The 4,557-nt window shown below is 47.4% G+C and carries 5 protein-coding genes; all 5 read left to right on the forward strand.

Annotated features, from left to right (window positions below):
• Window positions 1-55 precede the first annotated feature (55 nt).
• Window positions 56-1,474, forward strand: coding sequence for a repa (locus DW922_RS17000; protein WP_117699306.1), 1,419 nt, complete (start codon window positions 56-58; stop codon window positions 1,472-1,474).
• A gap of 786 nt (window positions 1,475-2,260) precedes the next feature.
• Window positions 2,261-2,485, forward strand: coding sequence for a hypothetical protein (locus DW922_RS17010; protein ID WP_117511035.1), 225 nt, complete (start codon window positions 2,261-2,263; stop codon window positions 2,483-2,485).
• A complete protein-coding gene (locus tag DW922_RS17015) occupies window positions 2,482-2,730 on the forward strand; it encodes a hypothetical protein (RefSeq protein WP_117511033.1) in 249 nt (82 codons plus the stop codon). Before DW922_RS17010 ends, DW922_RS17015 begins: the two co-directional genes overlap by 4 nt.
• On the forward strand, window positions 2,727-3,047 hold the full coding sequence (locus DW922_RS17020) for a MobC family plasmid mobilization relaxosome protein (protein WP_117511031.1): 321 nt from the start codon (window positions 2,727-2,729) through the stop codon (window positions 3,045-3,047). Before DW922_RS17015 ends, DW922_RS17020 begins: the two co-directional genes overlap by 4 nt.
• The gene (locus DW922_RS17025; RefSeq protein ID WP_118727151.1) at window positions 3,008-4,123 is read left to right on the forward strand and encodes a relaxase/mobilization nuclease domain-containing protein; all 1,116 of its coding nucleotides are present in this window, start codon (window positions 3,008-3,010) and stop codon (window positions 4,121-4,123) included. Before DW922_RS17020 ends, DW922_RS17025 begins: the two co-directional genes overlap by 40 nt.
• The last annotated feature ends 434 nt before the right edge of the window (window positions 4,124-4,557 follow it).

The raw sequence follows: 4,557 nt of genomic DNA on the forward strand, positions 1-4,557 counted from the left end.
AACTCATTGATAAGATTAGCGGTCAAGGCGAGAGGGAGTGAGGTGTAAAAAGACTATGGCAAAATACACCAAAAGGAGAGATAAAAGAGGGTATGAGTGGAAGTCTGCTTATCGGGAGAAAGAAGCCCTTATGCTGGAGAGGGGATACCTGGAAGTAAGTCCTCATGATTTCTATCGGGAGTTGTTTCCGGCTGGCAGTCTCCAGCAAGAGCCGGAGGACGGAAAAGGCAATATTATAGCGACACAGATTAGACCGTCCGGTAGGGGAAGAACCCGGCAGTGGGTAATTGATGATAGTCTGAAAATGCTGGATAAGGTCATAGGGGATAGGTTTGGGCTGATACCGCCTATTAGTTTTTACGGAAAGTCACACACGAAAGAGAACGCTCATGAGCTGTTTGCGGTGGTGGTGGATGTGGACTATGTAGGCAAACAGCAGTTAAAGAACCTGTTAAAGCAGTTTGGGAATGGTGTGCAGCTTCGTCCGACTTATCTTGTCAGCTCCGGCAAGGGGGTACATCTTTACTATTTCTTGCAGGAGCAGGTTCAGTTGTATCGAAACAGGGAAGAAGTGCTTGCGGAGCTAAAAGAAGCTCTTATCCGGCGGCTATGGAATGATACTAGCTCTATCCGTCCGGACAGCCCGGATATAACCGGTATTTATCAAGGTTTCCGGTGTGTGGGGAGTCAGTCGAAGCTGGGTGCAGATTTCCCAGTAAAAGCCTATAAGCTGTCAGAGAACCGTTACACACTGGAGGATATAAAAGCCAGCATACCGAGCTGTAAGGTAGACCTTGCTCCGTTGTATGAGAAGCCGAGAAGAAAAAGTACCGTTACGCTGGAAGAAGCAAAGGAGCTGTACCCGGAATGGTATGAGAAGCGGATCGTGCAGGGAGAGCCGAAGCAGAAAAGTAAGAAGCAGGGCGGTACGTGGGTATGTAATGAAGCTTTATATGAATGGTGGAAACGGAAAATAACCGAGGAAGTGAAAGCTGGAGGGCGTTACTTTTCCATTATGGCGTTATGCTCTTATGGCTTGAAGTGTGGCATATCCGAGCAGAAGATACGGAGAGACGCCTATGCGTTCCTGGACCATTTAGAGAGTCTTACCGAGGACGAGGACAACCATTTCAGCCGGGCAGATGTGAAAGACGCTCTCCGGGCATTGAAAGGGGACAGAAAAAGGCTGTCAACGATAGCAAGCCGGGAATGGATAGAGGATAACACAAAGGTTACGATACCAGCCAATAAGCGGAATTACAGAAAGCAAAAAGACCATGTAAAGGTTATGAATACTATGAAAGCTTTAAAAAAGCAGTTAGGAGAAGAAGTAAAAGAGGGTAGACCAAAAGGGAGTGGAACAGCGGAGCAGACAGTCAGAGAATGGCAGGAGAGCCACCCGGCAGGAAAGAAAGCAGACTGCATACGGGAGACAGGATTGAGCAAGCCCACCGTTTACAAGTGGTGGAAGTAGGGCATACTTGAAATGGCTATCTGAATATGCTATAATGGCGATAGCTAAAAAGGATATAGTACCACGAGTACACAAAGCGAAAGCCCCAGAGTTGCAGCTCTGGGGCTTTCATTTAGGTTAGTTGTCACTGTCGTCTCCGTCTAACCATTTGCAGATGTAGTAGCTGGCTACGCCTGCCATAACGGAAACCAAAAAGGATATAATAATTTCCACGAGTACACCCCCTTTCTGTTGCCAGATTGGGTGCGACAACGCTGGATATTATACCACAGAGGCAGAAATGCCACAATAAGCCATTTTCCCTTGTTTATCATCAGAGCCATAAGGAAAAGAGTGTCAAGGGCGGTCGAAAGACCGCAGAGTTTACCCTTGACGCTCTTTTTTGTTGGCTATCATGCCGGAGGGGAAAACGGCTGTCCGTCCGTTCCGTTACTTCCCCCTGTGCTTCATTGTCCGTTCCGGCGGAAGAAAGTAAAGGGTAGTCTGCGACCATTTTTTATCTGCTGTACTCGCTGATCGGCAAGCCGAAGCTCATACTGCAGATAAAAAACAAGCCCTTGACTGTCTCCCTCCTACACTCCCAAAGTCGCCCAAGAGGAAGTAAGCTCCACTATATTCTTGGCAGAATATACGCACGAATATATCCGCTTGACAAAAGTGCTACCACCATACTATAATATGTGTAGCGTATATATTGCAAGTTCCCTAAAGTGTTACCACTTTAGAACTTGTGAGGGTGGCAAGCCCCCCTTCAATCCCCCTTAAATCAGAGCCGGAAGGCTCGTCATGCGGTGGTGTTACCATCGGGAAAGTGAGGTCATCATGGACAAGAAGTATATCGAAAATCAGTATCATCTGGCAGTGCTGGATTTTCAGACAGCCCGTAGTGAAGAAGCACAGTGGGAGGCAAGAAAGACCATGGCAAGGCTGGAGCAGATAGCCGCACAGGAATATGGTTTTGAATACGCAGATGATTTGCACGAAAGAGAATTAGGGGGGAAAAGGGTATGAAAGTAGGAGCGTTTCAGATTGGCAGATACCACGCCATTATCAAAAAGAGCTATGCCGACGGAAGTGCCGACTATGAAACGTCTTTTTCAGACGAAGCAGACCTCATGGAAAGCGTGTACTGTATTAAGTTATGTGTCGGGAAAATGGTAGGACTTGCAACGGACACCCCGAAAGTCCTTGCCGATGTGCAGGTTATCCGGGGAAAAGAGAACATTGTCCGGGAACTGGAGGGAAAGCAGCCATGAACAAGACAAGACCGAAACAGCTATCTTTCCGGGTAAACGAGGAAGAATACCAGCAGTTGCAGGAGAAGGTTTTCCAGAGCGGGAAGAACCAGCAGGAGTATATCCTTTCCTGTGTGCTGGAGAAGCAGATCGTGAATACGGACGGTATCAAAGAACTTATCCCGGAGCTGAAGCGGATCGGGAACAACCTCAACCAGATAGCAAAGAGGTGTAATGAGGGCGGAGTGCTGCCAAGTGAAGCCGAGGTGCGGGAACAAGGGGAGGAGCTGAAGCAAGTATGGCAGTTATTAAGGCGGTATCTTCAAAGGCAGGCATAGGACAGGCGATTGATTATGTGACGAAAGAAGAAAAGACAGAGGAGAAGCTTGTCAGCGGTTTGCATTGTGAAGCAGAGACAGCAAAGGAGGAAATGCAGGCTACCAAGGAACTATGGGAGAAAACCGGGGGAAGGACATACAAGCATTTTGTCCAGAGCTACCATAAGGACGAGAAAATCACGCCGGAGCAGGCACACAGGAACGCCTTACAGCTTGCAGAGAATACGTCGGCATGGAAAGGGTTTGAGGTGCTTGTGGCTACCCATAAGGACAAAGACCATATCCATACGCACTTTATCGTCAATTCCGTCAATTTTGAGGACGGGCACAAGCTCCAGTGGAGCAGTGCCGACCTTCGGGAGCTGAAGGAGCGGTGCAACGCACAGAGCCAAGAGCAGGGGCTGCACGTCCCGGAAAAGGGAAAGACCTTTGAAGGAGCGGAACGAGAGGAAACAGTGGCATGGAGTAAAGACACCTACCAGCTTTTGAAACAGGCAGAGCAGGGAAAGGTCAAAAGCTATGTGCAGGACATTGCCCTGGCAGTCCTGGACTGTAAGGAAATAGCGACCAGCCGGGAAACCTTTATCCGGCTGATGAATGAAAGAGGGTACGGAGTGGACTGGCAGGACAGCCACAAGTACATCACATATACTGACTTAGCCAGGGAACAGGCAGGAGAAAAGGCTTGCAAAATTCGTAATAATAAGCTGGAAAAATACTATAACATGGGTTTTGGAAAGGAGGAACTGGAGCATGAGTTTGAGAGAAATGCACGAACAGCAGAAGTCAGAGCAGGCAAGTCCGAGAGAACAGCTCCAAGAACTGAACCGACAGAGCCGGACAGAGCTGGAGAACAGCCTGCTGAAGGAAGCCTTAGCTTTGTCGAGCGAGAGCTGCGAGGAATTGATGAAGCAGTCAAATCAAGGACAAGCAAGGGCAGAGCAGAACAGGCAGAGAGACGCCGAACTGAGCAGGCAGCTCATCAGCGAGCTGAAGAAGAACGTAGAGCAGTTAGAGAACGGCAACGAACTGCTTCAGAACGCCATATCAGCCGAAATTGGGAGCCTGAGAGATGAGGTTAGAGAAAGTACCGTCCAAGAGGTTAGAAAGGCATTACAGGCGAATATAGAGGCTGTACAAAGGGCAACAAAAGCCCTTGAGAAGCAGTCTGATACACTTACAAGCGTAATGAAGCAGAAAGTCCGGGAACTGGAGGAAAGCAAAAACAGCTTTTTTAGGTATGAGGGTTTGAAGCTGTACCTGTTTTGGGGCGGTATGGTCTGCAATATCTTAGTGTTTCTTATGCTGTTGTATGGTATGATTGGTAAGTAAAAAGAAAACGACAAATCGGAATTTTAAAAAGGAGTGTGATGACCATGATTTTTGATTTTGAGCCTTGGCAATTAGATATTGATATTGACTTAACTAAACAATTATATAGAAGTTGTAAAGGAGACTTTGTATGGGTAGAAAAGAAATAACAACAAAAGAAGATTTAATGAAAGTAATA

Source organism: Clostridium sp. AM42-4 (assembly GCF_003480105.1).
Classification (GTDB): Bacteria; Bacillota; Clostridia; order Lachnospirales; family Lachnospiraceae; genus Brotaphodocola.

What these genes read in the sequence shown, in the direction of transcription:
- DW922_RS17025 (WP_118727151.1), top strand. Translation starts at nt 3,008, where the DNA reads ATGGCAGTTATTAAGGCGGTATCTTCAAAGGCAGGCATAGGACAGGCG.
- DW922_RS17015 (WP_117511033.1), top strand. Translation starts at nt 2,482, where the DNA reads ATGAAAGTAGGAGCGTTTCAGATTGGCAGATACCACGCCATTATCAAA.
- DW922_RS17020 (WP_117511031.1), top strand. Translation starts at nt 2,727, where the DNA reads ATGAACAAGACAAGACCGAAACAGCTATCTTTCCGGGTAAACGAGGAA.
- DW922_RS17000 (WP_117699306.1), top strand. Translation starts at nt 56, where the DNA reads ATGGCAAAATACACCAAAAGGAGAGATAAAAGAGGGTATGAGTGGAAG.
- DW922_RS17010 (WP_117511035.1), top strand. Translation starts at nt 2,261, where the DNA reads ATGCGGTGGTGTTACCATCGGGAAAGTGAGGTCATCATGGACAAGAAG.